We start from the raw sequence: 25,619 nt of genomic DNA, 5'->3' as shown, positions 1-25,619 counted from the left end.
TAATTCACAGCCTTGAAACGGTTTCGCCTCCCGTCTGCCCGGCTTTTGGCCGAATGGCGCCATTGATCGACACCACTGCCGGACCGGAGCATGACAGCGACGGCCATGGATGCATCGATGTGCCGTCTCTCTCTGGGGGAGGAACCGCATGCGAGTACGACCTGGGGTGCTCACGGGGGCCGCGCTGGCCCTCGCGATCACCCTGACCGGCCTGCCCGTGCAGGCCGCACAGGCGGCGGACAAGACGCCCGCCGTCAGCTCCGAGGTGCTGGCGAAGCTCGCCGACGACGGCACCACCAGCTTCTGGGTCTATCTGCGGGAGCGCGCCGACCTGTCGGCCGCGGCGAAGATCGCCGACGACGGCGACCGCACCACCCGCGTGTACGAGCAACTGACCGACACCGCCGCCGACAGTCAGAAGGGCCTGCGGTCGCTGCTCGACTCGCGCAAGGCCAAGTACTCCACCTACTGGATCGCCAACGCGGTCCGGGTGACCGGCGACCGGGCGCTGCTCGACGCGATCGCCGCCCGCTCCGATGTGGAGCGCATCGACCCGGTCCGCACGTGGAAGGTGCCGGAGCCGGTCGCCAAGCACGGCGCGGCCAAGGCGGGCACGGCGGCCGTCGAGTGGAACATCACCGACATCGGCGCCACCCGGGTCTGGGACGAGTTCGCCGACAAGGGCGAGGGCATCGTCGTCGCGAACGTCGACACCGGCGTGGACATCACCCACCCCGCCGTCAAGTCGCACTATCGCGGCTTGCAGGCGGACGGCTCGGTGAACAACAACTACAACTTCTTCGACCCGGCGAACGTCTGCGGCGGCACCGGCCCGTGCGACAACCACGGCCACGGTACGCACACCATCGGCACGATGGTCGGCGACGACGGCGGTGACAACAAGATCGGCGTCGCCCCCGGTGCGAAGTTCATCGCGGCCAAGGGCTGTGAGAGCGGCAGCTGCTCCGACTCCTCGCTGCTCGCCTCGGGCCAGTGGATCCTGGCGCCGACCGACAGCAACGGCCAGAACCCGCGCCCCGACCTGCGGCCCGACGTGGTCAACAACTCGTGGGGCGGCGGCCGCGGCGACCTGTGGTACCAGGAGACCGTCGAGGCGTGGGCCGCGGCGGGCATCTTCCCGGCCTTCGCCAACGGCAACACGCCCGGCACGGCGCCCTGCAACTCGGCGTCGGACCCCGGTGACTACCCGGTGTCGTACGCGGTCGGGGCCTACGGCTCGAACCACGTGATCGGCGCCTTCTCCAACAAGGGCTCGTCGTCGATCGACAACTCGGTGAAGCCCGACATCTCCGCGCCCGGCGTGGCGGTCCGCTCGTCCATCCCCGGCGGCTACGACTCCTGGGACGGCACGTCGATGGCCACCCCGCACGTGGCCGGCGCGGTCGCGCTGATCTGGGCCGCGGCGCCGTCGCTGCGCGGTGACATCGCGGCGACCCGCGCGCTGCTGGACGACACGGCGATCGACACCAACGACACCTCCTGCGGCGGCACGGCCGACGACAACAACATCTACGGCGAGGGCCGCCTCGACGTCTACAGCGCCGTCGTGGCCGCGCCCCGCGGTCCGGTCGCGCGGGCGTCGGGCACGGTCACCGACGCGGGTACGGGTCAGGCGCTCGCCGACGTGACGGTCACGGCGGCCGGGCGTACGGTCACCACCGGCGCGGACGGCAAGTACCAGCTGACCTTTGAGGCCGGCACGTACGACGTGACCGCCACGAAGTACGGCTATGTCACCAAGACCACGCCTGTCACCGTGGGCGAGGGTGAGGTCAAGACGGTGAACTTCGCGCTGGCCCCGGCGCCGACCGTCACGGTCAGCGGCACGGTCACCGACGGCTCCGGCCACGGCTGGCCGCTCTACGCCAAGGTCGAGGTGGCCGGGCGTCCCGGTGCGCCGCTCCTCACCGACCCGGTGACCGGGCGCTACTCGGTGGCCCTGCCGGCCAACGCCTCCTACGAGATCACGGCGACGCCGGTGTACCCCGGCTACCAGCCGACGACCGTGGACGTCATCGTGGGCACCAGCGCCAAGACGGCGAACATCGCGGCTCCGGTCGCGCCGGCCTGCACGGCTGCGGGCTACTCCGTTTCGTACGGGGAATCGGTGTTGACCGAGTCCTTCGACAGCACCGCCACGCCCGCCGGCTGGTCGGTAGTCAACCGCACCGACGGTGGCGGCTGGGGCTTCACCGACATCGGCAGCCGGGGCAACAAGACCGGCGGCTCGGGCGGCTTCGCCATCATCGACAGCGACAAGCTGGGCTCGGGCAAGAGCCAGGACAGTGACCTGGTCACGCCGGCGCTGGACCTGAGCGGGCAGAGCGCGCCGTTCATCCGCTTCAAGAGCGACTTCCAGGCCCTGCAGAGCCCGATCGACATCGACGTCACCGTCGACGACGGCGCCAACTGGACGAACGTGTGGCACCAGACCGCCAACCGCCGCGGCCCGGTCACCGAGGAGGTGTCGCTCGCCCCGGCCGCCGGTGCCGCGAGCGCCAAGGTGCGCTTCCGGTACGCCGGCTCGTACGCCTGGTGGTGGCAGGTCGACGACGTGCAGGTCGTCAACCGCGCCTGCACCCCGATCCCGGGCGGCCTGGTCGTCGGCACCACGACCGACGCCCTGACCGGCGCGGCGCTCACCGGCGTCAAGGTGGGTGACGCTCTTTCCGGGGAGGGCGGCTTCTACTGGCTGTTCTCGCCGGAGCTCGGTGCCCACCCGCTGACCGCGGCGAAGGCGCCCTACCAGCCGCTCACCAAGACGGTGACGGTCGTGGCGAACAAGGTCACGCGGGCCGACTTCGCCCTGTCGGCGAGCCGGCTCACGGTCACCCCGACCGAGATCCAGAGCTTCCAGACGTACGGGACCACGCGCACCACGAACGTGACGGTCAAGAACACCGGCAACGCCACCGCGACCGTGGACGTCCTCGAACGGCCCCGGGGCTTCGAGGCGCTGCGGGCGCGGGGGACGGCCGGGGTCACCGTACCCATGAAGGGTCTGAGCCCGGCCATGACCGGACCGACCTTCGCGGCGACCAACCCCAAGGTGGGCACCAAGGCCGCGGATTCGTGGACCGCCCTGCCGAACTATCCGCTGGCCATCTTCGACAACGCCGCCGCGGTGATCGACGGCAAGCTGTACTCGGTCGGTGGCGGCAGCGGCACCGGCAACGAGAAGAAGGCCTTCGTGTACGCGGACGGCGCCTGGACGGCCCTGCCCGACCTGCCCTCCGTCCGATCCAAGCCGGTCGCGGCGGCGGTCGACGGCAAGCTCTACGTGCTCGGCGGCTGGGGCACCGGCGGCACGCCCGTGGCCACGGTGGACGTCTTCGACCCGGCCGCGGGCTCGTGGTCGACGCTCGCGGCGACCAACCCCAAGGCCACCTCGGCCGCGGGCTCCGCGGTCGTGGACGGCAAGATCTACCTGGTCGGCGGCTGCCTCGACGGCGACTGCACGCCCTCGGCCGACACGGTCGTCTTCGACCCGGCCGCGGGCTCGTTCAGCACCTCGACGGCCTACCCGAACGAGACGTCGTTCCTCGGCTGCGGCGCCGTGGGCGGCAAGGTCTACTGCGCCGGCGGGTACGACGGGATCAGCTCGACCAAGGCGACCAAGGTCCTCGACCCGGCCGCGGGCACGTGGACCGCGGCGGCCGACGCCCCGCTCGACCTCTGGGGCGGTCAGGCCACCGCAGCCGGCGGCCTCCTGGTGCTGGCCGGCGGGGTGGCCAACGACTCCAGCGGCGTGACCAGTCAGGTGATCGGCTTCGACCCGGCGGCCGGCACGTGGAGCACGCTGCCCGCCATGGCCGCCCCGCGCTACCGAGGCGCCGCGGCCTGTGGCTTCTACCGCATCGGCGGCTCGGCGACGCCGTTCGTCGGCACCAACGACAGTGCCCTGCTCGACGGGCTGGGCGACTGCGCCGCGGACGGCGACGTGCCGTGGCTGTCCGAGGATCCGGCGTCCTTCGAGCTGGCCCCCGGCAAGTCGAAGACCGTCAAGGTGACGCTGAACGCCACCGTCGCCCAGCCTGGTGTCTTTACCGCTCAGCTCGGGCTGCGAACCAACTCGCCGTACGCCGTCCCGGCCGTCGACGTGGAGATGAACGTCTCCCCGCCGGCCAGCTGGGGCAAGGTGCAGGGCACGGTCACCGGCGTCTCCTGCAGCGGCACGGAAACGCCGCTCAAGGCGACGGTCCGGCTCAACGGCACGACGAGCTACACGCTGGTGGCGGACGCGTCCGGGCACTTCCAGTGGTGGCTGCCGAAGGGCACGTACCAGGTGATCGTGGCCAAGGACGGCTGGATCCCCGAGGTGCAGAGCATCAAGGTGAGCGCGGGCTTCGTCCTCACCTCCGACTTCGACCTCGACCCGGTGATCTCCTGCGCGCAGCGTGAGCGGATCGCCATCAGTAAGAGTCTCTAGCTCCTGGCGCGGTCCATGACCTCCTCGTCGGTGAGTGGACTGCTCGGGTGGTGGCTCAGGCAGAGCGGAGTCCGGATCTTCTGCGGCACTTCGCCCTCCAGCGCCACATAGAACTCGCCGGAGGTGAGGTTCCCGATGTCGGGGACCTCACCTCCCTTCACGCGCGCCATCTCCTGCGCGGCCGCGATCTGCACGGGCACCGTCAGCCGGCCGAAGAAATGCGTCGCCGCGTTGCCCGGGATCCGGTTGTGCAGGTTCTTCGGGGCCTGCGTGGCGAAGAGGAGGCCGAGCCCGTACTTGCGGGCCTGCGACGCCAGGGCGAGGGTGCTCTGCGTACAGGCGGTCATCGCCCCCGAGGGCGCGAAGGTCTGGGCCTCGTCCATCACCAGCAACCCGAGCAACGGCTTGTCCTGCGCGGGATTCCGCTTGATCCACGCGAACAGCCCCATCTGCAGCTGGTTCACAAAGCTCTGCCGGGCCGCCTCGTCGCCGAGCCCCACCATGCTGATGACCGAGACCCGCGCCCGCTTGCCCGCGCCCGGCGTCAGCAGCACCCCGGGATCCATCGGCGTCCCGCCGCCCCCGAACATCGGATCATTGTCCATCGACGCGGTCAGCGCCTGCCCCAGATCCCCGGCGATGTCCTCTGCCTTGTTGAGGTTGCTGACCCCCTCCGGCAGATCCGACAGAAGCTCGATCAGACCGGCCACGCTGCTTCCACCCTGACGGCCGTAATACTCGATCGCCTTCCGCAGGACAGCAAGGCGGAGATGCGCCTTCTCCGACCGCCCCGCGATGTTGGCGCGAGGCGCGACGGCAGATGTGGCGGACTCGACCGCCGCCTCGAACTCGTCCGGATCGTCACGCACACTCGCGAAGTCGGGAAGCGGCTGAAAGCTGAGCGGCCGCCCCGATTCGCGCCGCGGCGTCCAGACCACCACCTCGGTGTGCGCGAGGTAGTCGGCCGCCCGCTCGGCGTCCCCGGCCCGCCACTTGTCCGGGGCGGTGGGCCATTCGTCCCCGAGGCGAGCCAGATCATTGTTCGGGTCGAGCACGATCGCGGAGACGCCTTGCAACGCACATTCCTCGATCAGATGCCGGATCAGCACGGTCTTCCCGGAGCCGGAAGCCGCGAAGATGGCCGCGTGCTTCCGCAAAGCCTCGAGCGTCAGCGGCACCGATGCGTCGTTGTCGTATCCGTAGCCGGCGGTGAAGCTGTCGGGCGCCGGGGCCTCGACGGCCGGTGCGGGTGTTTCCTCCCGCGTCCAGGAGTCGGCATCGGCCAGCGCCTTCTGGAAGAGCCCGACCTGATCGGTGGGCCGGTAGCGGACCAGCCAGGCCTGCAGGTCGGCCGGGTTCTCCTGGCGCAACTCGTGCAGCGCGGCGAGGATGCGCAGATCGGCGTCGTCGATGCTGAGCGTCGTGCCGCCTTCCTGCCCCAGCTCCCGGATGACTTCCTGGGTCTTGGCGGACGGTGACCAGGGCCCGTTGCGGATGAGAAAGAGCTTGCGCTTCGCCACGTCGGCGCTGAGCCCGGCCGCGGTGCGGGCCCGCCGGACGCGGTGCAGTGCGGCGAGCCCGTGGTGAGTGTCGCTGACCGCCCGGAAGGACCAGTGCACCTGATCCTCGGCGCGGACGTCCTCCGAGTCCCCCCTGTCGTCGCCGCGGTCGTGGAGGGCCAGGCGGAGGCGGGCGTGCAGATCCGGCTTGGCACTCGGCGGCGGGTCGATGCTGAACCCGCTGCCGTCGTCGCCGCGCTCCACGATCCAGGCCTGCAGGCCGGCCGCCAGCAGCGCCGGGAACCGCCGGTCCTCAGTGTCGTGCTCCAGCGGTGACGTCACATCGGCCTGCCGCTGCAACTCCTCGAACCGGGCCTGGACGTCGTGCAACGCCTGCGGGGAAGCGGCCGGGGCCGTTCTGGCCGGCGGCTGGGCGACCGTGGTCGTCGCCGGCACCTCCTCCAGCGTCGTCAGCTCCCGCAACTCGTTGTCCACCAGGCAGGCGCGGATGTGGCGGTCGATGGCCATGAGCAGCCGGCGCGGCGTGTACTCGACGGCCTCCGCGAAGACCTCCGCCCGCACCGGCCAGGTCGCGTAGGGCGGGTCGAAGCCGAGCGCGGCGAAGCGCCCGGCGAAGCGCTTCTCGATGATGCTTCGGGCCAGGTCGCCGCTGCGGATGTCGCTCAGCGCCCGGGTGCGCCGGAACCGGTCGGGGAAGGAGGCGGTCGCCCTGCTGCCGATCAGCTTCCAGGTGGCGGACAACGTCGCCACCACGGTCAGGGTCCGGCGCGTCGTGTCCCGCAGATCCGTGAGACCGTTCGCGATGCCGGCCACCATCATGGTCTGGTGCAGATCCGCCGCCTCGGCGGAGATTTTGGCCAGGTCCTCCTGCACGGCGGACTGCGCCACCAGGGTGTCCAGCTGGTCGAAGGCGATGACGGCCGGGCCGGTGAGCGCGAGCAGCCAGGAGATGTCGCGGACGATCTCCTGAGCGGTCCGGGCCTTCGGGCGCATGTTCCAGGCATGGCGTTCCCCCGGGACCGCCTCCTGGTCGCCGGCGAAGTAGTTGTCGGCGACGTCCTGATGCTCCTCGTCGTCGGAGGCGAGCAGGGCCAGGGCCCGTGCCGTGTCCCGGCAGTGCCGGTGGACGTACGGGTCGAACGCCTTCAGCCCCTCGATGAAGGCGTCCAGCGCGGCGGGGGTCAGCTCCGTGTCGCCCATCACCGCGCGCCGTGCGTGCCGAGGCGCGCCGATCTGGGCGGACAGCCGCCGGAACATCAGCTTGAGCTGCGTGTCCTCGCCGGATACCCCACGCGCCAGGCCGTCCAGCACGAACTGCAGCACGGCCTCCCAGAACTGCCGGCCGTCGAGCAGGCTGACGAGGAAGAAGTAGCCACCGCGCTGCTGCACCTGCTCGCGGACCCACCCCAGCAGATGCGTCTTGCCCGAGCCCTGCCGCCCCTCGAGCGCGAGACCGACCGGGCTGGCGTCGGCGGACCCCTCCGCCTCGGCAATGCCGTCGAGGACGTCCCGGGCCACCGACTCGTGCAGGCCGTCGACGTGGAAGGGCGAGTCCCGCCACACGTCGTCCGGCACCAGCGCCCAGCTGAACCTCAGCGCGGCGAGCGCGGCGCGCTGCTCCTCGTTCATCGCGATCCGATCGCCAACTTATGCCTGTCCTCGCCGCCGATCCGGACGGAGGCGGCCCGCTCCTCGGCGTCGATGCGATGCCCGTGGACCTCCGGATCCAGGCGGACGTCCGAAGCGTCGAGGAGATGCTTGAGCGCCTGGTCGAGGTCGGCCTTGGCGACGTCCGGGAACAGTGGCCGGAGCCGGCTGAGGCTGACCCAGTCGCCGGGATCGTCGGCCAGGGTGGCGTACGCGGCGCGGATGCGCTCGTCGAGCGAGCTCACCACCGGCGCGGCCTTTTCTCCGGGCGCCGGAGCGGGACCGCGGCCGAGGGTGTGCCGGTGCCACGCCGTGAGGGCCGCCCACAGCTGCGTCTCCTTGGTCTTGCGGCTGTCCTGCTGCTCCTCCTCGACCTCCAGCGGACTGTCGAGCAGCCGGGCCCCCTTGGGGGACAGGGCATGCCGGTACGGGCGGCGGTCGGTCTTCGAGACGACGTAACCGCCGGCGTTGAGCTTCGCGTACTGGGCGCCGATGAGGCGTACGCCGTGCAGGTCGTGCAGCTCGTTGTTGGACAGCTCGCGGTCCTCGACCCTGAGCAGGAGCAGGAAGGCGTAGTCGGTAGGGCTCAGATCGTCTGCCATCAAAGGATTCCTTCCGGAAGGTCGCGTCATGGGCCGAGGAGCTCGGATCCGTCGGCGTTGAGGCCGAAGACCCGCAGGCGCCGTCGTTGCTCGGGCGAGAGGCGCCCGGTCGCCGTGTAGAGGGCCAGGAGCCGGTCCGCCGCGCCCTCGGTGCCGGCGTCCAGCTCGTCGAGCAGGCCCCGCTCGTCGCGGAGCTCGAACAAACGGGCGCTCAGCTGGAGGGCTGCTCCGGGCTTGCCCTCGGCGACCGCCACCCGCAGCTCGGCCAGGTCCGTCTCCGCGGGCCGGCCCGACTCCATCCGGGCCAGCCGCAGGCGGGCCGTCCGATCACCACGGCGCGCGCGGTGCTGAAGCCAGGCCGTCTCGCCCCACGCGGCGTAGAGCTCAGCGAGCGCGTGGGCCGCGAAGACCTGGCCGCGATCGGCTCGCTGGTGCAGCTCCGGCAGGAAGCCGTGGTCGGCGAGCAGGTCGACGAGCTGTTCCGCCGCGTTGCGGTCGCCCTGCTCCTCCCGGAGGCGCAAGTCGTCGGTGATGCCGCAGTCGGCCAGGATCTCCGTCAAGCGGTGGGCGGCCGCCGGATCGCCCGCGTCGGCCGCGGGGCGGAGCTTCTCGACCCGTTGCCACAGCTCCTGGGCGCGGGCGAGCCGGAGGCCGAGCTCCCGGTCCCGGGGATCCGCCTCCAGGCTGCGGCGCAGCACGTCGACGGCCCGGTCGAACCGGTCCTGGCGGATCAGCAGCTCGGCCAGCTCGATCGCCGCGCGGCTGTCGGCGGACTCGTCCACGAGCCGTTGCAACGCCGGCTCGGCATAGCGGAGGCGCAGGCGGGCCAGCGCGGCGTCGGCCAGCCGGCGCAGGTCGGCCGCGTCGCGCAGGCCGGTCACGAGAGCATCCCAGGCGGGTTCCGGCACCACGGTGGTCCGGCGCACACGGCGGAGATGCTGCGCCAGGTAATCGGCCATGGTGTAGCCGGCGACCGTGCCGTTCGCGCCGTTCGGCACGAGGGCGGACACGTCGCCGTACAGCTGGCGGGTGGCATGCGGCAGCGCCTGGCCGAGCCATTCCTCCTTCGGGCGGACCTGATGCGGCGGCGGGAGATAGCCGGCCATCGCCTCGCGCAGGAACTCGGCCGTCAGCGGCGCCTGCACGCCGAGGCGGTGCGCGTCCGCGGCCGCGGCGATGACAGCCTTCGCGTACGGGGTGACGGGCTGCTCCCAGCACATGACCAGCTCGGGCCCGCCGGCGAGCGCCTGGGTCAGCCCGGCGTCCTGGGTGTCGAGCGCCTGGCGGATCCGGCTGTCCTCCTCCGCGATCTCGTTCGCCTCGTGCAGCTCGGCCATGGACAGCTCGTCGGGCACGCTGATCACCGCGGCGTTGCTGAAGAGCCGGCGCATGTCCTCGGAGGCGGATCGCCACGAGGCGTACTGGCCGGGCCACAAGGTGCCGACGACAATGTTGCCCCGCCGCATGAGGGCGCGCACGCACTCGAAGGTCAGAGCCGGGCGCCCACCGAGATAGCGCTGCAGCTCGTCGAGCCAGAAGACGGTCCGCCGCGGCGGTGCGCTCCGCAGCTCCAGCAACTCCGCCGCCTCGACCGGTTGCACGAGCGACCAATCCGGAAAGCCGTCCTGCACGGCCTCGTAGAGCGACCGCGTCTTCCCGGTGGACGAGCCGCCCACCAGCACGACGAACGCGCCCCGGTCCGGGTCGGCGGCAAGCTCGGCGCGCAGCCGGAAGTCGAAGTCGCGGGACACGTAACGCGGCAAAAAGTCGACGGCGTCCGGCGCGGTGATGGCACTGTGGATGCCGAAGCCGCGCGGTGCCGTCTCGTCCACCCGTGACCGGCTGCGCTTCTCCTCACGCTCAAGACGCTCCCAGACGGCGAGCCACCTCTGCCGGACCTCCGGCGGCTGGTCGCACACCATCAAGATGCTGACGAGCAGTGGTTTGGTGATCGGGACGGCGCCGCGGAAGACGTCGTCGACCGTGCGGCGGTCGAGCGCCTCGAAACCGACGCGACCGCTCAGCCCCCGGGCGCTGTCGACGATTGTCGTCAGGGTGAGGCCGCAGCGCTGGGAGAGCGCCTGCAGGGCCTCGGCGAGATGGTCGTGGGTGCGGACACGGGCCAGGTCATCGGCGCCGGTCTCCACTGACGTTCACCTCGCCATCACCTGCTCCGCGTCAGGAAATTGCCGGAATTGAATGGGCGTGACGTGCCCGAAATGGAATGCCGGCCGCAATGCAGCGGACACTACCGCACGAATATTCATGATCACCAGAAGTGTCGGGTGGTGTACTTTGTTGCTATTCGAGGGGGTGTGAAACGGGCTTTCCGGGCGCTGATCGGATAATCGGCCGGGCGTGACGGCGCCGATGGTTCACCCGGGGCCGATCATTTCCGTTCGGGTCCCGGAAAGGATTATTCGTACGGCCGTTCCGTTCCGGCCAAGCGCGTGATAAGCGTCGGCCGGGCCTCCCGCGGGTCTCTCCACGCCTCGGCGCCGGGCGGAATCTTGTCGTACCCCCTCGGCATGATGCCGGGCATGGATGCCGAGCTGTTGTCCTCTGTGCCCGGTGAGCGTTCCCGGCTGGCCGCGCTGCGGTGGCACATGTCCGCCGTGGCCCGGGACTGGCCCGATTTCGATCCGGCGCCCGAGATCTACGCGATCACGCGGGAGCCGGTGCCGTGGGAGGCGGGCGATCTCGGGCGGGCGCTGGCGGCTCTCGGGGACGACCCGGTCTCCTACGACGGGCAGGCCTATCACCTGCCCGCGATCATCGCGCAGCAGGTGCCGCTCGAGGAGGTTCGCGAGCACGAGGCCGCGCTGACCGCGACCATGGAGCGGATCTACGGCGAGTGGGAGATGCCCGGGGAGATCCGGCGGCGGCTCGCCGCGCAGTACGGGCGGGCGCTGGGCCGGCTCACGGGCGTGCTCCCGCCGTACCTGTTGGCAAAGCTTGATGCCTTCGGTCCGGCGGCCCGCGCCGCACTCGGCGGGCTGGTTGCTGATCCGGCGCTCATTGCCTTGCTGGAGTTCGCCGGAACGCTCACCAAGCCGGTGCCGCCGAAGAGCTGGCTGCGTCGCGCGGAGGCGTTGGTGGGGGCCGGTCCACAGCTGCCCGGGGCTGTTCGCGGCATCCTGAGTGCCTTCGCGAACGTTGCCGTGGCGGTGCACGACGAGCACGACTGGCTGGTGCGCGGTCTCTGCTGGACGGTTGCGGTGTCGGACCCGTCGGAGGAGACCACGCTGGTGCTCGCCCGGGTGGCCGGCGTGGCGGGGGAGCCGGTCCGGCAGGGCGCGCGGGTCAAGGCCGCCCTGACGGCCACGGCCGCCGTGGAGATCCTGGCCGGCCGGGAGGACGCGGGGGCGGTGCGCGGCCTGGCCCGGCTGGCGGTCGTCACGCGGAGCAAACCCTTGCGAGCCCGCGTACGCACGGCGCTGGACCGGCTCGGCGCCGCGCGCGGCTGGGCTCCGGGCGAGGCGCTGGAGCTGGCCGTCGACGACCATGGGCTCGACGCGGACGGGCGCCGGAGCTGGCCGGCGTCCGACGACAGCACGATCGTCGTGGAGGTCGCGGGGGAGAAGGCTTCGGTGCGGGCGCCGCGCGCCGCGGCGAAAGAACACGTGGACGAGGCGCGGGTGCTGGCCAAGGAGGTCACCAAGACACTCGCCGCCGAGCGGGCCCGCTTGGAGGACCTGTTGTCGCAGGACCGCACGTGGCAGTGGGAGGTGTGGCGCGAGCGCTATCTTCTGCACCCGGTCACGGGCTCGATCGCCCGGCGGCTGATCTGGGAGTTCTCGTCCGACGGGCGCACGTAGAGCGCGTCCCTGCCCGAGTCGGCCGGCGGCCCGGGCACTGTCGTGCGGCTGTGGCATCCCGTGACGGCCGGCGCCGCGGAGGTTGCCGCCTGGCGTGACCGGATCGGCGCGGCCGGTTTCCGCCAGCCGTTCAAGCAGGCGTTCCGCGAGGTCTATCGGCTCACGCCGGCGGAGGAACAGACGCGCGCCTATTCGAATCGGTTCGCCGGCCACATCCTGCGCTACCGGCAGGCGAGCGCGTTGCTGCGGGTGCGTGGCTGGTCGGCGTCCTATCTGGGGCCCTGGGACGGCGGCTACGAGAGCACGGCCACCAAGGAGCTCGCCGCCGCGACCTGGCAGGCGTCGTTCTTCCACGGCATCGTGCACGAGGACGAGGTCGCCCGGCGCGACACCACCGTCGAATACTGCACCACCGATCAGGTACGTTTCGCCCGCCGCGACGGCCGGGTCTGGGAGCGGGTGCCCGTGACCGAGGTGCCGCCGCGCGTGCTCAGCGAGGCGATGCGCGACGTCGACCTGTTCGTCGGCGTGACGTCGATCGCCGCCGACGACAGCTGGGCCGACCGGGGCGAGCACCGCTTCGGGGCGTACTGGGCCAGTGCCGGCTTCGGGGCCCTGACGGGCGGCGCCGAGGTGCGCCGGGACGTCCTGGCCCGGCTGCTGCCGCGCCTCGCGATCGGCGCGCGCTGCGAGCTCACCGACCGTTTCCTCCGGGTGCGGGGCACGCGCGCGGTCTACAAGATCCACCTCGGCTCGGGCAACATCCTGATGGAGCCCGACGACGCGTACCTCTGCATCGTCCCGGGCCGCCGTGGCGCCCGCGTGACCCTGCCCTTCGACGACGACGAACGCCTGTCCCTGATCCTGTCCAAGGCCTTCCTGCTCGCCGCCGACGACAAGATCACGGACGCCACCATCCTGCGGCAGTTGCCGCGCTGACCAGGGAGCCACCATGGCCGAAGCCCGTTTGCGCGACGAGACGATGACCGGTCGCGAGATCGCCACCCGTACGCTGCCGGACCTCCCGGACCGCATCACCGCCCGCGAGCTGCTCCGCCTCCGCGTCCGCGACGAAGTGGCGCGCCACAACGCGGCCGGGGGAGATGTCTTCCAAGGCCTGGTGCGCCCGTCGGCGGCCACCGAGACGGCTCAAGGCTTCCGCCTGCCGGGCGCCCACCGCATCGACTGGGAGCAGCAGGCCGACATCGCGTGCGCGGCGTTCGCGGGCAACGGCTTCGTGCTGCTCACCAGCGACCGCCAGATCGAAGACCTCGACGAATGGATCGACCTCCGCCACGACAACGAGATCTCCTTCATCCGCCTGATCCCGCTCGTGGGCGGCTGAGCTGCCATGCGATTCCCTCGTCACCGCCTCAGCCTTCGAGCAGTTGGCGCAGGTTCTTGAGGCTTTCGACCAGCGCCGTCGTGTAGCCCAGGATGCGGCCGGCCCATTTGACCACCGCCGAGGCGAGCTGGGCTGCCACGACGGGGATGGTCACGATGGCCAGGGCCTCGGCGGCCCAGACGATGACGCGGGCGACCAGGTCGGCGATCAGGTCGCGGACCAGGTCGCGGGTGAAGGTGACCAGGTTGCCGGCGGCCTGGGTGGCCGACGACATGGTGGCGGCCAGGACGCCGAGGCCGCCGAGCGCATCGACGTTGTTGACCATCAGGCCCTGATACGAGCGCGCCGCGTCGCCTGTCCAGTCGGGCAGGTCGCGGGAGAGGCTCGTGTCGAGGTCGTTCGCCATGGCGAGCAGTTCGCGGGACATGTTGTTCCAGGTTTCGGCGTGGGCGATCACCCGGTCCGGAATGCCGGCGAGCTGGTCGAGCATCTCGCGCAGCGGCTCGAAGTGCTCCATAGCCCAGCCCAGACCGTTGGCGATCAGCGCGCTGAACGGGTCGAGCACCGTGGCCGCGGCTTCGACCGCGAACGCGCCGCCGGCCAGAGCCTGGTCGACCCAGCCGCCGCTGCTGACCGCCTGGTGCAGGCCCAGAAAGCTGTCGGCCAGCGAAGCCCCGGTGGCGTCGGCCACCAGCGGACTGCTCACGCCAGGCCCCCGGCCGCCCGGATCTGCCGGCTGATGTCGTCGTCGGTGCCCTCGTAACCGCTGCTCGCCGAGCGCAGGGCGGCTGCCGCCAGAGACAGATTCTCTTCCACGTACGCGACCAGCTCATCCTGCTCCGCATGGCGCGCCTCGAGGATGCCGGCGATCCAACCGCACAGCATTCCGTACGCAGAACCGTCCGCAGAAATCGCCGCGCTCGCGCCTCGGACCGCCAGGAACCGGGCTCGTATGGCGTCCACAGCGTCGGCATGCCGGAGCAGTTGCCCCGGGTCGACGCTGAACTCATCCGTCATGCGCATCACCCTCCGCCAGCAGTCGCGCCGTAATGGCTTGCCCAGCCGGGGAGTCGGCGCCCATCGTCTCCACCACGACGGCGCGAGCCTCCTCGCCGGCCTTGCGCCTCGCGGCCCGGATCGCACGCATCAAAGCCCGGGCGGTGACCTCGGGACCGTACCGCTGAATCCGCTCGGTGAAAGTCGCGTCGACCAGCACGCCGGTGGAATCGACAGTCACCTCGACGAAACCCTCGCCGTCGCCCGCCGTGGCCCGCAACCGGCCCAGCCGCGCGCTCATCTCCTGCGTGTTGGCGGCCAGCCGATCGACGCGGCCCTTCCAACGCTGCAGATATGCCGACGCTTGATCAGGGTCCAGAATCGCCGAGCCATCGATGGGTTCCGCCATGAGTCGCCTCCGCCCCACAGCTTGCGTGCGGCCCGGCGCCGACCGCAACCCCTTGGGCTTTGCCATGGTTGTGGACGCGCGTTCTCTCGGCGAGTCCGTCTCACATGAGATGAACTTCCACCTCGAACCCGCGCGCCAGGACACCATTGAGATGTGCCGCATGTGCCCCGAGCCACTGCACTGCCCCGCTCGGCCCGGCAGTGAGCTGCAACAACACATAGTCGTCGGCGTCGTCGGTGGCGTCACCGCAGACGCAGCAGCGAAGGCGCTCGGTGACCTCGCCGGTCCAGACAGGTTGGCCGGAGTTCAACCCCACTGCCCGCTCATCTCGGCTGTGGTCAGAAGGCGGTTCACCCTCACCGTTGTCCCCGGAGTGCGGATTGCGCGGTCGCCCGGCCACGCGGCGAAGGTAACAACGATGTAGGTCGATTCGCCAGATGCTCCGCGCTGATGTCGCCCGGACGACGGGCTCCGAAGGGCCGCCAAAGCGCCGGGCGGCGTGCTCAATGAGCCCGCCGGGACGTGGAGCAGCGATTCATGACGCTGATCAAGCGTGGGGCGGGCGGGACTCGAACCCGCGACCGAGGGATTATGAGTCCCCTGCTCTAACCCACTGAGCTACCGCCCCGTATACCGGCGGCGATACTATCCCGTGTCGTCGGGTGCGGGCCAGCGATCTACTCTTCGTCGTCCTCGGGTGGGGTTTCGGGGGTGGGGTGGCCGGTGTCGTCGACCAGGCCGGGGGCCATGCTGCCGCCGTGGGCTTCCTGGGCGGGGTGGGGTTCGTCGGGGTTGCCGGGGGCGGCTTCGGGGTCTTGGTCGGCTTGGGTCATGAGGGCCGTTTACCCGTGATCGTGGCGGTCAAGCTTCGATATCTCGCTGGTGCGCGTTCCCCGGTCGCGGACCCGCGGCGTGCCGTCTGCCCGTCTGCCGGACGGGCGCTGGGGGACCATGGGGCGCAGGCGGAGGACTGGTCAGCCGGGGCGCCGGCCGACCAGGGCGCCCAGGGAGGACAGGACTTCGCCGGCCGTGCGCCAGCCGCTGGCCAGGGCGCCCTGGATGGACGGGCTGTCGCGGTGGTCGCCGGCGACGAAGAGGCCGTTGCCCAGGGCGACCGGCTTGCGGAGGCGGAACTGGGGGACCGTGGCGGCGGGGAGGGCGTGCGGGATCGGGACGACGTCGAGGAGCTCCCAGTCGTCGGTGGGGACGCCGTAGAGGCGGGCGAGCTCGACTCGCATCACCGTTTCCGAGGCTCCGGAGGGCGCGGCGACGCCGACCGTCGATGCGGAGATCAGGCTCTTGCCCGCCGGGGCGTACTCGGGGGCGGCGTTCGAGAGGACGACCGTGTTGGCGACGATCTCGCGGCGGTCGCCGTCGAGGACGAGGGTCGGCTCGGCGAGGGGGGCGTGGTCCGCGCCGAAGTAGTAGGTGGTGAGGCCGCGCATGTCGGGCTGGGGGATCGCGGGCAGCAGGCGGGAGGCGGTGACCGGGTCCGTGGCGACGATGACGGCGCGGCAGCGGATCTCGCCACCGTCGGTGACGACCATGCCGGGGCCGAGGGAGAGGACCGGGGCGTTCACCAGCACCTGCGGGAAGGGGAGCGGGCCGGCGATCGCGGCGGGCAGGGTGCCCATGCCGTTGGCCGGCACGCCGATCCTGCCCCGGGCGAAGGAGCGCAGGACCATCGCCAGGACGTGGCTGGACGTGTCGAGGGAGCGGTCGGCGAAGACGCCCGAGAGGAAGGGGCGCAGGACTTCCTCGATCATGCGGTGGGAGAGGCCGGCCTTGCGCAGGGCTTCCTGGGTGGTCAGCTCGGGAGCGTCGAGCAGGCGCGCCGGCGGGTAGGTGGCGCACCGCGTCGCCAGGGCGGCGAACTTCAGCCGGTCGGCGAGCGAGCCGACGTGGCTGGTCAGGGTCTGCGGGGCGGTCAGGGGCTGGCGCAGCGGGTGCTCCAGCCGGTGCAGCTTGCCGCCGCGGCGGACCAGGACGCCCGAGGTGAACCAGCGCATGTCCAGGGCATCGATGTCGACGAGCGCGGGAACCCGGGGATAGGCCGTGTTGAGGACCTGGAAGCCGCGATCGAGGTGCCAGCCGTCCACGACGTCGGTGGCGACCCGGCCGCCGAGCCGGTCGGAGGCCTCGACGAGCAGCCACTCGATGCCGGCGCGGTCCAGCCTGCGGGCGGCCGCGAGCCCGGCGAGACCGCCGCCGACGATGACGACGTCCACCTCAACCGGTTGCTCCACGCGCACCTCACCCAAGGACAAACAACCCAGCAGTCAGCCTAACCGCGGAGACCCCGGCCAGCAGCGAAAAGCCGGAGAGCCCCTACTTCGTCCGCGCCTCGAGGGCACGGACGACGGCGGCCATGTCCTCGCGGCCGTGGCCGAGATCGACTGCTTCCCGGTAGAGCGCGTGGCAAACGTCGAGCAGCGGGATCGACGTGCCGTGCGCGTGCGCCTCCTCGGCGATGAGGCGGTTGTTCTCCAGGACGTCGGTGAGCGCGGCCTGCGGCGTGAGGTCGCCCGCCAGCAGCTTGGCGACCTTGACCCGGGAGATGGCGCTGGCCATCTGCCCGGCGTCGAGCACGGCGGCGAACGTGCCGGTGTCGAGGCCGTGCTGCTCGGCGAAGTGCCAGGACTCGGCCAGCCCGGTGACCGTGGTGATCAGGAAGATGTTCACGGCGAGCTTCATCAGCAGGCCCTGCGGGACCGGGCCGCACTTCACCGTCTCGCGGCACATCGGCGCGAGCACCGGGCGGACGCGCGCCACGTCCGCCGGGTCACCGGCCAGCATCGCCACCAGCTGCCCCTCCTCGGCCGGGCGGCGGGAGCCCGACACGGGTGCCTCGACATAGCGGCCGCCGGCCGCCCGGACGCGCTCGCCCAGCCGCTGGGAGTAGCTGGGCGAGCTGGTCCCCATGTGCACGAGCGTCCGGCCGGCGAGGTCCGGCACGGTGGCGAGGACGGCGTCGATCGCCTCGGGATGGGCGAGCATCATGAGGGTGATGTCGGCGGCGGCGACAACCTCGGCGGGGGTAGCCGCGACGGTCGCGCCCAGGGCTCGCAACGGCTCGCAGCGGTCCGGTGTGCGGTTCCAGACCGTCAGCGAAGTGCCGGCGCGGGCCAGGTTGGCGGCCATCGGCTGCCCCATGAGGCCCAGCCCCAGAAAACCCACGGTCATGGGGCCACCTTCGGGATCGTTCCACTGTAGATCTTGTCAAGATACGCATCGAGGGCCGCCAGCGCCTGATCCGGCGAGTAGTGGCCGCCGAGAAGGTATACACCCAGGCCTTCCATGATCGCTAAAAGCGCGGCGGCGTCCTGGTCGGGGCGTTCTGTGGGGATCATGGACGCAACGTGGGAGAGGAGTTGCGCGGTGTCGAGGTGCAGCGCGGCGGCGGCCTCCGGGCGTACCGCCGAATAGGCCAGGAAGGCCAGCGCGACCTTGCCGTCGGCGCGGGCCTGGTCGCTCAGCGGCAGCACCGCCGTGATGATCGTGCGCAGCAGGTCTCGCGGCGCGGGGTTGTCGCCGAGCGCGGCGACCGCCGCACCGACGCGCGCCTCGCCCCGCTCGCGCACGGCAGTCATCGCGAAGAGCATCATCTCCGCCTTCGTGCGGAAGTAATGCTGCACCATTCCGAGCGACACGCCCGCCTCCGCGGCGATGTGCCGGAGGCTGACCTCCTCCAGGCCGCGCTCGGCCGCGACGCGCATCAAGGCGTCGGCGATGAGCGCCCGCCTCTCCTGATGGTCCGTCCTGCGGGGCATGGCGCCGATGATGTCACGGCTCGGCGCGCTGGGCGGCGGACGAGCGCGCCGTGTCGGACAACCGGTCGCGAGCCGCTTTCACCAGGCCGTCCGCATCGTCCGCGTACAGTCGTAGCTCGTTCGCCGGCTCTTGCCCTGTGATGAGTGTCGCGGCCTCGTGCAGCCGGACGTCGACGCTCGTCTGGCTCGCCACGACGAGATGCAGAGCACCGTCCTCGAACTGCACCGACTTGCTGGACGGCAGCGTGCGATAGCGCTTGGTCACGGCCGCGACGTCCGCCCACGGCACCGAAAGATCAACCCCATGGCCCACGCGTACGCGTAGAGCGTCGCGCGTCACAACATGCGGGTGAAGCTTGAGGCCCGCGTAGAGCCCGATCATCCACAACAGTCCCCAGACTCCCAGTCCCAGGACGATCCAGCGGGCCGGCCGCCACGGCACGACGTGCACGACGATCAGGTCGAAGACGGGGATCTCGACGGCGGACAGCCCGATGAAGAAGCCGAGGATCGGCCGCACCACACCGAGATAGCCGAACTCGTGCTCGCCCGGACCGGGGTCCCGATGGCGACGCAGCGCCCATCGGTACAGGTTGCGCCACATTGCGACCTCGTACGCCACCAGTCTCCGCACCATGTCCAACGCCTTTTCAATACAGATGTATTGTAACCCAGCGTATTGTCCACAGGCCGATCCGGCAAGGAGAAAATTGTCGGCTCCCGCTGCTACGGTGCCTGCCATCCGACGCCTCGAAGGAGAGTCCGTTGACCATCTCGTCGCACCTGGAAACGTTCGCCGGCCTGCCCATCGTGGCCTGGGACGCCGATTCGTCACCTGCGGATCCCGCCGCGGTGGCGTGGCGTCTCGAGGCGGGGTCCGACGCGCCGGCCTCGGAGTTGGAGGTCGCATTCGAGCAAGTGCTGGAGCGCGCCGGCCCTGGCGGTCCCGTCGCGCTGGTCCTCGGCGAGTGGAGTGAGGCCTTCGAGATGGCTCCGCCGCTCGACCTGTTCATCCGGCACGCGTCACGGCTGGGCCGGCTGCGATCACTGTTCATCGGCGAGATGACCTTCGAGGAGTGCGAGATCTCCTGGATCAACCAGGGCGACTACGGGCCGTTGCTGGCGGCGTTTCCCGAGCTGGAGCGCCTGTGGATCCGCGGCTCGCAAGGTCTGGTCCTCGAGCCACAGCGCCACGAGCGGCTGAAAGAGCTGGTGCTGCAGTCCGGCGGCCTGCCCCCGGCGATCGTGCGTGCGGTCGGCGAGTGTGACTTCCCGCAGCTCGAGCGGCTGGAGCTCTGGCTCGGCGTCGAAAATTATGAGGGTGGCGCCACTCTGGAGGACCTCGCGCCGATCCTGGCGGGCCGGGTGTTCCCCGCCCTGACCTACCTGGGCCTGCGCAACGCGGAGAATGCCGACGAGATCGCGGGATCGCTCGCCGCGGCGCCGGTGGTGGGCCGCCTGCGTGAGCTGGACCTCTCCCTCGGCATGCTCGGCGACGCCGGTGGCGAGGCGCTCCTGACGGGGCAGCCGCTCGACCACCTCGCCGCCCTCACGCTGCGCCACCACTTCATGAGCCCGGAGATCGCCGAGCGGCTGACGCAGGAGCTGACCGGAGTCCGGGTGGACGTCTCCGAGGTGCAGAAGGAGGAGGAATGGGGCCGATACACCGCGGTGGCGGAATGACCTCCCTGGCCGTCGTCGGCAACCCGGAGAACAGGCGCGTCCGCATGGTCGCGGAAGCGGCGCGTGACGCCGGCGTCGAGCTCGAGGTGCACGCCTGGCGAGACGTGCTTCACGGCGGGCCGGTGCCCGGGCCGGGCCGGCTGGTCCGCGTCGACTCGCCGGGCGAGGACGCGGAGGTGGACGTGCTTCTGCGACGCCTCGGAGACGGCTTCTCCACGGAGGACGGTGGCGTGCGGGCCGCCGACCACGGGGAGATCGTCGGGCTCGCCGCGGCTCATCGCGGGCTCGCGGCGGGGCTGGCCCGGATCGCGTCGGGCGGCGGCACGATGCTCAACCCGGTCGGCGACGTGCTGACGATGGGCGACAAGCGGCGTTGTCACGCGCTGTTGCGGGAGAGTGGCGTGCCGGTGCCCGAGGCGCTGCCCGCTGTGGACGGCTGGGAGTCGTTGCGGGCGGGGCTGCGGGATGCCGGCTGGGGACGGGTCTTCGTCAAGCCCGCGTTCGGGTCGTCGGCTTCGGGGGTGCTGGCGCTGGCCGTCTCCCGGACGAGGGTGTCGGCAATCACGTCGGTCGAGCTCGCGGCCGACGGGAGACTGTTCAACAGCTTGCGGGTGCGCCGTTATGACAGCGAGGCGGAGGTCGCTGCCGTGGTGGACCGGCTCGCCCCGGACGGGCTGCACGTCGAGCGCTGGTTCCCCAAGGCGGGCCTCGGCGACCGCGTCCTGGACCTGCGGGTCGTCGTCATCGCGGGGCAGCCGCGACATGTGGTGGTGCGCACGTCCCGCAGCCCGCTGACCAATCTGCACCTCGGCAACGCGCGGGGCGAGGTGGCGGCGGTGCGGGCGGCCGCCGGTCCCGAGGCGTGGCGGGCTGCCATGCGTACGTGTGAGCGGGTCGCGGCCTGTTTCCCGCACAGCCTGCACGTGGGCGTGGACCTGATGCTGGGGGCCGGGTGGCGGCGGCACGCGGTGGCCGAGGTCAACGCGTTCGGCGACCTGCTGCCCCGGGTGCTGGTCGACGGGCGGGACACGTACGCGGAGGAGATGGCCGCGATCGTCGATGGCCGTTACCGCCGATGGGCGGCGGAAGCGGCTGGCCAGGCAGAGACGGAGGGCCAGCTGTGCGCGATCTGATCGGCAGCCACGACCTGCTCTTCGTGACGCTGGACACGCTGCGCTACGACGTGGCGGTCGACTGCCTGGCCGCCGGGCGGACGCCGGCGCTGGCGCGGGTGCTGCCCGGTGGCAGGTGGGAGCGGCGCCACACGCCGGCGAGCTTCACGTACGCCGCCCACCACGCGTTCTTCGCCGGCTTCCTGCCCACGCCGGTGACGCCGGGGCCGCACGAGCGCCTGTTCGCGGCGCGCTTCGGCGGGAGCGAGTCGAGCGGGCCGCGTACCTATGTGTTCGACGCCGCGGATCTGCCGGCCGGGCTGGCCGCAGCGGGCTATCACACCGTCTGCCTGGGCGGGGTGGGGTTCTTCAATCCGGAGGCGCCGCTCGGGCGGGTGCTGCCCGGGCTCTTCGCCGAGGCGCACTGGGAGCGGGAGTTCGGCGTGACGGCTCCCGGCTGCTTCGATGCCCAGGTCGATCGGCTGGAGAAGATCGTCACGGACCTGCCCCCGGAGCGGCCACTGTTCTCCTTCGTCAACGTCGCCGCCCTGCACCAGCCCAATCGTCACTATCTTCCGGGCGCGACGGGTGACGACCGGCACAGCCATGCCGCCGCGCTGGAATATGTCGATTCGGTGCTGCCGCGGCTGTTCGACGTCGTGACCGGGCGCGGGCGGCCATGTCAGGTGATTCTGTGCTCCGACCACGGGACGCTTTACGGCGAGGAGGGTCACACCGGTCATCGCGTGGCGCACGAGACGGTGTGGACGGTGCCGTACGCGGAGTTCGTACTGCCGGCGGTGACCGCATGAGCCTCGACGGGTCGCCGTACCAGGGGTACTTGTACGCGTATCCGCACAAGACCGCGTACCGGAAGCTGACGCCCCGGCCGTTGCTGCGGGACGTGTGGGCGGGGGAGCGGCAGGACGCGCTCTTCGCGTACGTGCACGTGCCGTTCTGCGAGATGCGGTGCGGCTTCTGCAACCTGTTCACGCGGGCGCGGCCGCCGGCCGACCAGGTCACCGCCTATCTGGCGCAGCTGGGACGGCAGGCCGGGGCGGTGCGCGAGGCGCTGGCTCCCGATGCGTCGTTCGCCCGGCTGGCGATCGGAGGCGGGACTCCGACCTATCTGACCGCCCCGGAGCTGGCCGAGATGTTCGGGGTGGTGGAGGACACGCTCGGCGCGGTGGGCGTACCGCTGGGGGTGGAAACGTCGCCGGCGACCGCAACCGCCGACCGGCTCGCCGTGCTGACCGCCCACGGTGTGACGCGCGTCAGCATCGGCGTGCAGAGCTTCGTCGACGCCGAGGCGCGTGCGGCCGTGCGCCCGCAGAAGGGGCGCGAGGTCGTGGCGGCGCTGGACACGATCCGGGCGGCGGACGTGCCGGTGCTCAACATAGACCTCATCTACGGGATCCCGGGGCAGACGCGCGAGACCTGGCAGTACTCGATCGACCAGGCATTGCGGTGGCGGCCCGAGGAGCTGTTCCTCTATCCGCTGTACGTGCGGCCGCTCACCGGGCTCGGCCGGCGGACCGGCACCGACGGGCTCGACGACTGGGACGGGCAGCGACTCGAGCTCTATCGGCACGCGGTCCAGGTGCTGACCGACGCCGGATATGTGCAGCAGTCCATGCGCCAGTTCCGGCGGGCCGACGTCCCGGCCGACGACGGCCCCGACTACAGCTGTCAGGACGACGGGATGATCGGGCTGGGCTGCGGCGCCCGGTCGTACACGCGGGATCTGCACTACTCGTTCGACTATGCGGTCAGCGTGACCGAGGTGCGCGCGGTCATCGACGACTACTTGTCGCGGCCGGCGGAGGACTTCCGCTACGCCGAATTCGGTTTCCGGCTCGACGAGCGTGAGCAGCGGCGGCGGTGGCTGCTCAAGTCGGTGTTGCGGGCCGAAGGGATGGACGCCGCGGCTTACACGGCGCGCTTCGGCAGCCGGCATCACGAGGACTTTCCGCAGCTCGTGGAGCTGGTTCGGCGGGGGTGGATGGAGGAGGATCGCAGCCGGCTGACGGCGGAGGGGCTGGCGCGGTCGGATGCGATCGGGCCGTGGCTGGTGTCCGGGCCGGTGCGGGCGGCGATGGCGGGGCATGTGCTGCGATGAGTGGACGGGTGTTTCTGGGGCTGCCGTCGTCCGGCGCCATGGGCGGGGTCGGCGGCGGGCCGGGTGGTCAGGCGCTGACGGTGCTCTATCGAGGGCCGTTGGCGAGTTGCAACTACGACTGCCCGTACTGTCCGTTCGCCAAGCGGGTCGATCCGCCGGAGCTGCTCCGGCAGGACCGAGCGGCGCTCGAGCGGTTCGTCGGGTGGGCGGCGGCGACGACCGATCGCGAGTTGTCGGTGCTGTTCACGCCGTGGGGCGAAGGGCTGACCCGGTCCTGGTACAGGGATGCGATCTTGCGGCTGTCGCATCTGCCCCACGTACGGAGGGTGGCCATCCAGACGAACCTTGCCGCCCGGGTCGAGTGGCTCCGCGACGCCGCGCCGGGGGTGGCCGCGTTGTGGGCGACCTATCACCCCGGCCAGGTCTCGCTGGAACGCTTCGTGGCGCGGTGCCGGCGACTCGACGAACTGGGCCAGCGCTACTCGGTCGGTGTCGTCGGCCTGCCGGAGCACCACGCCGCCGCGGTCGCCCTGCGCGCCGCGTTGCGACCGTCCGTCTATCTGTGGGTGAACGCGGCCGAGGGGTTCGCTTACAGCCCCGAGGAGGAACGCCGCTGGACGTCGATCGATCCGCACTTCGGCGACAGTGTCCGGCCGCATGCCTCGCGGGGAAAGCCTTGCTACGCCGGCGAGACCGCCATCTCTGTGCTCGGGGACGGGACGGTGCGCCGGTGTCACTTCATTCCGGCCGTGCTCGGCAACCTCTACGACGGCAGTTGGCGGGCCGGGCTGGCGCCGCGGCCGTGCACCAAGGAGATCTGCGACTGCCACATCGGGTACGTGCATTTGAAGAAGCTCGATCTGTACGACGTGTATGCGGGCGGGGTCCTCGAACGCATTCCCGCCGTCTGGCCGCCCGCCGACGATCGGTCCTCGGCGCCGGCAGCGGCATCCATCCCGGCGGGACGGCGCTGAGGCGGCCAAGGAGCCTGGCGGGTATGGGGCTTCGTCTCGATGGGGCGGCGTTGCTGCGGCTGGGGGAACGTGACGGATGTGGGGATGCACCTCTGTAGGTCAGCGCTGAGACTGCCGGGGAACTTGGCGGATTTGGGAGTTCGTCTCGGTGGGTCGGCGTTGTGACGGCCGGGGAACGTGGCGGGTGTGCGGGTTCGTCTCGGTGGGTCGGCGTTGTGACGGCCGGGGAACGTGGCGGGTGTGCGGGTTCGTCTCGGTGGGTCGGTGCTGTGACGGCGGGGAGCTTGGCGGATGTGGGGGTTCGGCGTTGGAGGGACGGCGTTTGGCTGCCTGCGGTGACCCGGCCTGGCGGTGACTTGGCAGCATGCCTTGGCGCCGGTGTTGGGGGAGTCGGAGCGGTGCGGGCTACGGGAAGCCGCGGAAGATGCCGTCTTGGTCGACGGTTTCCGCGAATTCTTCCCAGTTCATGTTGGCGATGCTGAGGTTGTTCTGGACGGACCAGAGTTCGGACGGCACTACTCGGAACGTGGCGCCGAACGGGGATCCTTCGCCGGGCTCGTCCTCTTCCTCGTCGTCGTTGTTGAGGTTGATGGCCAGGATCGGCAGCTCGGGGTGGGTCAGGGACAGGGTGTCGACGAGGAACGCGACGGGGTGCCATGGGGTTTCGGGCGCCGTGTCGAGCAGGCGGGACAGGGGGAAGCCCTCGAACGCCCTGTCGTCGAGGAGTTCCACGTTGGGGAGAAAGCCGTCGTCGGTCTGGGGTTCGGCTATTGCTGCCTTCATCCGGGTCCACTCCTGCGGATGGGAGTAGTCGGTGCGGATGAGGAGGGAGATGTCGCTGTTCTGGGGCCAGATGGGCTCGGTCACGACTGGCAGGGTAGGGCCCGCGGTAAAGAACATTGGGCTCACCGAAGAAGGCGAAGGTGTTGGCGGCCCGGCTTTCGAGGGTGGCGGAGCTACTCGTTGGCGTCGTACCGGCCGCGTTCGGAGGATGAGCCCGCATTCGGTGCGGCGGGCTCATCCGGGATCACGACGGCTTCCAGTGCGGCTATTGCTCCAGACGGCGGACTGCGGACGGCGGGCGGTGACGGCGAGCGGCGGGCGGTGACGGCGGGCGGCGGACGGCGCCGGCGCGCGGCGGGCGATGACGGCGGACGGTGACGGCGGGCGGCGG

The 25,619-nt window shown here is 71.1% G+C and carries 21 protein-coding genes, 1 tRNA gene and 3 pseudogenes; 11 read left to right on the top strand and 14 right to left on the bottom strand.

The genetic code is table 11. From position 1 onward, the window contains the following. Window positions 1–109: 109 nt before the first annotated feature. From RAN62_RS41465 to RAN62_RS41455, 3 genes and pseudogenes are all read left to right on the top strand, one after another. Window positions 110–1,810 (top strand): annotated as a pseudogene (locus RAN62_RS41465) (S8 family serine peptidase); the annotation flags it as partial. Continuing rightward, window positions 1,802–2,572, top strand: a pseudogene (locus RAN62_RS41460) (choice-of-anchor J domain-containing protein); the annotation flags it as partial. The pseudogenes RAN62_RS41465 and RAN62_RS41460, both read left to right, overlap by 9 nt. 441 nt (window positions 2,573–3,013) lie before the next feature. Next, window positions 3,014–4,450, top strand: a complete 1,437-nt coding sequence (locus tag RAN62_RS41455) for a Kelch repeat-containing protein (RefSeq protein WP_438874586.1) — start codon at window positions 3,014–3,016, stop codon at window positions 4,448–4,450. On the opposite strand, the gene RAN62_RS32570 is transcribed toward RAN62_RS41455, so the two are convergent. From RAN62_RS32570 to RAN62_RS32560, 3 genes are read right to left on the bottom strand one after another with little or no spacing between them, the layout of a single operon-like run. Then, a complete protein-coding gene (locus RAN62_RS32570; protein WP_305788667.1) occupies window positions 4,447–7,599 on the bottom strand; it encodes a helicase HerA domain-containing protein in 3,153 nt (1,050 codons plus the stop codon). The two genes, RAN62_RS41455 and RAN62_RS32570, sit on opposite strands and share 4 nt — an antisense overlap. Then, a complete protein-coding gene (locus RAN62_RS32565) occupies window positions 7,596–8,219 on the bottom strand; it encodes a hypothetical protein (RefSeq protein WP_305788666.1) in 624 nt (207 codons plus the stop codon). The genes RAN62_RS32570 and RAN62_RS32565 overlap by 4 nt, the downstream gene beginning before the upstream one ends. Window positions 8,220–8,245: 26 nt before the next feature. Further along, window positions 8,246–10,366, bottom strand: coding sequence for a tetratricopeptide repeat protein (locus tag RAN62_RS32560; RefSeq protein ID WP_305788665.1), 2,121 nt, complete (start codon window positions 10,364–10,366; stop codon window positions 8,246–8,248). Window positions 10,367–10,747: 381 nt separating this feature from the next. Here RAN62_RS32560 and RAN62_RS32555 point away from each other — a divergent pair. The 3 genes and pseudogenes from RAN62_RS32555 to RAN62_RS32550 form a co-directional block, all read left to right on the top strand. Beyond that, window positions 10,748–12,286 (top strand): annotated as a pseudogene (locus RAN62_RS32555) (DUF4132 domain-containing protein); the annotation flags it as partial. Between the two features lie 252 nt (window positions 12,287–12,538). Then, window positions 12,539–12,976: a DUF7737 domain-containing protein gene (locus RAN62_RS41450; RefSeq protein WP_438874585.1), complete on the top strand. Its 438-nt coding sequence runs from the start codon at window positions 12,539–12,541 to the stop codon at window positions 12,974–12,976. 13 nt (window positions 12,977–12,989) lie between these two features. Further along, window positions 12,990–13,382 carry a hypothetical protein gene (locus RAN62_RS32550; RefSeq protein ID WP_305788664.1) on the top strand — a complete coding sequence of 131 codons (393 nt, stop codon included), beginning with the start codon at window positions 12,990–12,992 and terminating at the stop codon, window positions 13,380–13,382. A gap of 28 nt (window positions 13,383–13,410) precedes the next feature. On the opposite strand, the gene RAN62_RS32545 is transcribed toward RAN62_RS32550, so the two are convergent. The 10 genes from RAN62_RS32545 to RAN62_RS32500 form a co-directional block, all read right to left on the bottom strand. Then, a complete protein-coding gene (locus RAN62_RS32545; protein ID WP_305788663.1) occupies window positions 13,411–14,088 on the bottom strand; it encodes a WXG100 family type VII secretion target in 678 nt (225 codons plus the stop codon). After that, a complete protein-coding gene (locus tag RAN62_RS32540; protein WP_305788662.1) occupies window positions 14,085–14,399 on the bottom strand; it encodes a type VII secretion target in 315 nt (104 codons plus the stop codon). Before RAN62_RS32540 ends, RAN62_RS32545 begins: the two co-directional genes overlap by 4 nt. Further along, window positions 14,389–14,787, bottom strand: a complete 399-nt coding sequence (locus RAN62_RS32535) for a YbaB/EbfC family nucleoid-associated protein (RefSeq protein WP_305788661.1) — start codon at window positions 14,785–14,787, stop codon at window positions 14,389–14,391. Before RAN62_RS32535 ends, RAN62_RS32540 begins: the two co-directional genes overlap by 11 nt. 100 nt (window positions 14,788–14,887) lie before the next feature. After that, the gene (locus RAN62_RS32530; protein WP_305788660.1) at window positions 14,888–15,187 is read right to left on the bottom strand and encodes a hypothetical protein; all 300 of its coding nucleotides are present in this window, start codon (window positions 15,185–15,187) and stop codon (window positions 14,888–14,890) included. Window positions 15,188–15,341: 154 nt separating this feature from the next. Continuing rightward, window positions 15,342–15,415, bottom strand: a tRNA-Ile gene (locus tag RAN62_RS32525). Window positions 15,416–15,464: 49 nt separating this feature from the next. Continuing rightward, a complete protein-coding gene (locus RAN62_RS32520) occupies window positions 15,465–15,620 on the bottom strand; it encodes a hypothetical protein (protein WP_305788659.1) in 156 nt (51 codons plus the stop codon). A 141-nt stretch (window positions 15,621–15,761) separates the two neighbouring features. Next, window positions 15,762–17,033 carry an NAD(P)/FAD-dependent oxidoreductase gene (locus RAN62_RS32515; RefSeq protein ID WP_305788658.1) on the bottom strand — a complete coding sequence of 424 codons (1,272 nt, stop codon included), beginning with the start codon at window positions 17,031–17,033 and terminating at the stop codon, window positions 15,762–15,764. Window positions 17,034–17,115: 82 nt separating this feature from the next. After that, window positions 17,116–17,970: an NAD(P)-dependent oxidoreductase gene (locus tag RAN62_RS32510; protein WP_305788657.1), complete on the bottom strand. Its 855-nt coding sequence runs from the start codon at window positions 17,968–17,970 to the stop codon at window positions 17,116–17,118. Continuing rightward, the gene (locus RAN62_RS32505; RefSeq protein WP_305788656.1) at window positions 17,967–18,557 is read right to left on the bottom strand and encodes a TetR/AcrR family transcriptional regulator; all 591 of its coding nucleotides are present in this window, start codon (window positions 18,555–18,557) and stop codon (window positions 17,967–17,969) included. The genes RAN62_RS32510 and RAN62_RS32505 overlap by 4 nt, the downstream gene beginning before the upstream one ends. Before the next feature lie 13 nt (window positions 18,558–18,570). Further along, window positions 18,571–19,194 carry a hypothetical protein gene (locus RAN62_RS32500; RefSeq protein ID WP_305788655.1) on the bottom strand — a complete coding sequence of 208 codons (624 nt, stop codon included), beginning with the start codon at window positions 19,192–19,194 and terminating at the stop codon, window positions 18,571–18,573. Window positions 19,195–19,322: 128 nt separating this feature from the next. Here RAN62_RS32500 and RAN62_RS32495 point away from each other — a divergent pair, with 128 nt between their 5' ends. Genes RAN62_RS32495 through RAN62_RS32475 form a run of 5 tightly spaced genes read left to right on the top strand, consistent with a single transcriptional unit; the run spans window position 19,323 to window position 24,445 of the window. Beyond that, window positions 19,323–20,240, top strand: coding sequence for an STM4015 family protein (locus RAN62_RS32495; RefSeq protein ID WP_305788654.1), 918 nt, complete (start codon window positions 19,323–19,325; stop codon window positions 20,238–20,240). Beyond that, complete coding sequence (locus RAN62_RS32490; protein WP_305788653.1) at window positions 20,237–21,373, top strand: STM4014 family protein; 1,137 nt, start codon at window positions 20,237–20,239, stop codon at window positions 21,371–21,373. Before RAN62_RS32495 ends, RAN62_RS32490 begins: the two co-directional genes overlap by 4 nt. Further along, a complete protein-coding gene (locus RAN62_RS32485; protein WP_305788652.1) occupies window positions 21,361–22,164 on the top strand; it encodes an STM4013/SEN3800 family hydrolase in 804 nt (267 codons plus the stop codon). Before RAN62_RS32490 ends, RAN62_RS32485 begins: the two co-directional genes overlap by 13 nt. Beyond that, on the top strand, window positions 22,161–23,471 hold the full coding sequence (locus RAN62_RS32480; RefSeq protein ID WP_305788651.1) for an STM4012 family radical SAM protein: 1,311 nt from the start codon (window positions 22,161–22,163) through the stop codon (window positions 23,469–23,471). The genes RAN62_RS32485 and RAN62_RS32480 overlap by 4 nt, the downstream gene beginning before the upstream one ends. Continuing rightward, window positions 23,468–24,445 (top strand): STM4011 family radical SAM protein, encoded by a 978-nt coding sequence (locus tag RAN62_RS32475; protein WP_305788650.1) that lies wholly within the window; start codon window positions 23,468–23,470, stop codon window positions 24,443–24,445. The genes RAN62_RS32480 and RAN62_RS32475 overlap by 4 nt, the downstream gene beginning before the upstream one ends. 405 nt (window positions 24,446–24,850) lie before the next feature. On the opposite strand, the gene RAN62_RS32470 is transcribed toward RAN62_RS32475, so the two are convergent. Beyond that, window positions 24,851–25,312: a DUF6924 domain-containing protein gene (locus RAN62_RS32470; RefSeq protein ID WP_305788649.1), complete on the bottom strand. Its 462-nt coding sequence runs from the start codon at window positions 25,310–25,312 to the stop codon at window positions 24,851–24,853. Between the last annotated feature and the right edge of the window lie 307 nt (window positions 25,313–25,619).

This window comes from Symbioplanes lichenis, assembly GCF_030709675.1.
In the GTDB taxonomy this organism is placed as follows: Bacteria; Actinomycetota; Actinomycetes; order Mycobacteriales; family Micromonosporaceae; genus Actinoplanes; species Actinoplanes lichenis.
This window is presented reverse-complemented; position numbering and strand designations above follow the sequence as displayed.

Excerpts from the sequence above, each read along its gene's own strand:
- RAN62_RS41455 (WP_438874586.1), top strand. The coding sequence starts at position 3,014 with ATGAAGGGTCTGAGCCCGGCCATGACCGGACCGACCTTCGCGGCGACC.
- RAN62_RS32570 (WP_305788667.1), bottom strand. The coding sequence starts at position 7,599 with ATGAACGAGGAGCAGCGCGCCGCGCTCGCCGCGCTGAGGTTCAGCTGG.
- RAN62_RS32550 (WP_305788664.1), top strand. The coding sequence starts at position 12,990 with ATGGCCGAAGCCCGTTTGCGCGACGAGACGATGACCGGTCGCGAGATC.
- RAN62_RS32535 (WP_305788661.1), bottom strand. The coding sequence starts at position 14,787 with ATGGCGGAACCCATCGATGGCTCGGCGATTCTGGACCCTGATCAAGCG.
- RAN62_RS32510 (WP_305788657.1), bottom strand. The coding sequence starts at position 17,970 with ATGACCGTGGGTTTTCTGGGGCTGGGCCTCATGGGGCAGCCGATGGCC.
- RAN62_RS32565 (WP_305788666.1), bottom strand. The coding sequence starts at position 8,219 with ATGGCAGACGATCTGAGCCCTACCGACTACGCCTTCCTGCTCCTGCTC.
- RAN62_RS32475 (WP_305788650.1), top strand. The coding sequence starts at position 23,468 with ATGAGTGGACGGGTGTTTCTGGGGCTGCCGTCGTCCGGCGCCATGGGC.
- RAN62_RS32490 (WP_305788653.1), top strand. The coding sequence starts at position 20,237 with ATGACCTCCCTGGCCGTCGTCGGCAACCCGGAGAACAGGCGCGTCCGC.
- RAN62_RS41450 (WP_438874585.1), top strand. The coding sequence starts at position 12,539 with ATGCGCGACGTCGACCTGTTCGTCGGCGTGACGTCGATCGCCGCCGAC.
- RAN62_RS32540 (WP_305788662.1), bottom strand. The coding sequence starts at position 14,399 with ATGACGGATGAGTTCAGCGTCGACCCGGGGCAACTGCTCCGGCATGCC.
- RAN62_RS32520 (WP_305788659.1), bottom strand. The coding sequence starts at position 15,620 with ATGACCCAAGCCGACCAAGACCCCGAAGCCGCCCCCGGCAACCCCGAC.
- RAN62_RS32480 (WP_305788651.1), top strand. The coding sequence starts at position 22,161 with ATGAGCCTCGACGGGTCGCCGTACCAGGGGTACTTGTACGCGTATCCG.
- RAN62_RS32505 (WP_305788656.1), bottom strand. The coding sequence starts at position 18,557 with ATGCCCCGCAGGACGGACCATCAGGAGAGGCGGGCGCTCATCGCCGAC.
- RAN62_RS32500 (WP_305788655.1), bottom strand. The coding sequence starts at position 19,194 with ATGGTGCGGAGACTGGTGGCGTACGAGGTCGCAATGTGGCGCAACCTG.